The sequence below is a fragment of the Arthrobacter sp. Y81 genome (assembly GCF_002929335.1).
GTDB lineage: Bacteria > Actinomycetota > Actinomycetes > Actinomycetales > Micrococcaceae > Arthrobacter.
The window spans coordinates 1-2,022 of sequence record NZ_PJIL01000045.1 but is presented as its reverse complement, the minus strand read 5'-3'; the positions used below and the strand labels follow the sequence as shown (position 1 = coordinate 2,022).

Annotated in this window: 1 protein-coding gene and 1 pseudogene; both read left to right on the top strand. The window is 66.1% G+C overall.

Annotation, left to right across the window (positions count from 1 at the left end):
* Positions 1-1,166 (top strand): annotated as a pseudogene (gene istA, locus CXQ91_RS24075) (IS21 family transposase); the annotation flags it as partial.
* Positions 1,163-1,909, top strand: a complete 747-nt coding sequence (locus tag CXQ91_RS24070) for an ATP-binding protein (RefSeq protein WP_104176359.1) — start codon at positions 1,163-1,165, stop codon at positions 1,907-1,909. The pseudogene istA and the gene CXQ91_RS24070, both read left to right, overlap by 4 nt.
* Positions 1,910-2,022 lie beyond the last annotated feature (113 nt).

Genomic DNA, 2,022 nt, shown 5'->3' with positions numbered 1-2,022 from the left:
CGGGTCGGGCACAAGGCCGGGCAGACGGTGGAGGTCGACTGGTCGGGGCCGACGATGCAGTTGGCCGATCCGGTCACGGGCAAGGCCAGGACCGTTTATCTGTTCGTGGGATGCCTGCCTTTCAGCCGGTATGCGTTCGTCGAACCCACCCTGGACATGAAGCAGGACACCTGGTTGCGGGCCCACTGGCGATGTTCGAGGCCTTCACGGGTTCGGTGCCGCGGATCGTGCCGGACAATCTGAAGACCGGTGTCATCAAGCATCCCCGCGAGGGCGAGGTCGTGCTCAATGACGCTTACCGCGAGATGGCGGCGCACTATTCGGCGGCGGTGCTGCCCGGACGTGTCAGAGCACCGAAGGATAAGGCCAGCGTGGAAAACACGGTCGCCCACGTGGCTACCTGGATCATCGCCGGGCTGCGCCAGCGACAATTCACCTCGTTGCCGGAGCTCAGGGCCGCCATCATCGAGCGAGTGGCGGCCTACAATGCGGAGCCGTTCCAGAAGCGGCCCGGGTCCAGAGCCGGCGTGTTCGCAGCCGAGGAGCAGCCGCTGCTGACGGGGTTGCCGGCGGCGGCCTACGAGATCAGCAGGTGGGTATACGGGCGCCGGGTGGGCCGGAACGGGCACGTGGTCTGGGAGAGGAACTACTACTCGGTGCCCTTTGCCAATATCGGCACCAAGGTGGACCTGCGGATCACCGATCGGGTGATTCAGGCCTACCGGGGCACCGAACGGCTGACCAGCCACCTGCTGCTGCCCGAGGGCGCGGCCAACGAGTACCGCACCAACGACGCCGACCTGCCCGCCGGCGAGAAGTACCGGCAGTGGGATCCGTCCCGGGTGCGGGAGTGGGCCGCACGGATCGGCCCGGCGGCGGTGACCGTGGTCAACCGGATCTTCGAGTCCGTCCCGGTCGACGAGCAGGGCCTGGACGCAGCACTGGCCGTGTTGCGGCTCTCCCGGCGTTACTCGGCCGAACGGGTCGAGGCAGCCTGCCGGCTTGCGTTGGCAGGCCGCGTGCGGTCCCCGCGGTATGCGCATCTGCAGCCGATCCTGGCCACAGAGCAGGACAAAGCCGCCGGGCTCAGGCCACCACGGGATGAACCGGCCGAACACGGCGGATACGTGCGCGGCGCCGAATACTACGCAGGTGGTGCCAAGTGAGCGGGATCGATATCGAAACCAAGCGCAAGCTCCGTGAGATGGGTGCCGCCCCGATGCTGGAGGCGCTCGAGGCCCAGGACGAGACGCTCGTGCTCGGCATGGCCTTCGAGGAACGGCTGCGGCTGGTCGTCGACGAGGCCCACTCCGGGTTCAACCACGCCAAGGTTGAGGGACTGATCCGGCGGGCCGGGCTACGCTACCCGGGCGCGGATCTGCGCCGGCTCGACCTCGTGGACGAGCGTGGTCTGGACCGGAACGTGATCGCCCAGCTCGGCACGTGTTCGTTCATTGAACGGCAGCAGAACGTCGTGTTTCAAGGATTCACCGGATCCGGGAAGTCGTACCTGGGGTGCGCTCTGGCCAAGCAGGCCTGCCAGCACCGGATCCGGGCCCACTACGTCCGCATGCCCGACCTTGAGGAGGCCTGGGCGCTGGCGAAGGACAAGCCACAGGGACAAACCAAATTCCTGAAGAAGTACGCGGCCTTCACCCTGCTCGTGATCGACGAATGGCTTCTCGACCACCCCGACGAGGGCATGCGCAGCATGCTGCTGGAGCTGCTGGAGCGCCGGTACGACACAGCTTCGACCGTGTTCTGCACCCAGTACGCCAAGAAAGACTGGCACCAGCGGCTCGGCTCCGGGGTCCACGCCGACGCGATCATGGACCGCATCGTGCACAACACCATCTGGGTCGATACCGGCAACCACAACATGCGTGAACACGCCACCATGACGCAGTGAGAAAACGTCGGTGGGAGCCGGTGGCCCCCACAACCTCGGCCACTGGCCCCCACCGGCAATATCAATGGCCCCGAAAGGCAATATCGGGTGGCTTCCAAACCTTCAAATACTCA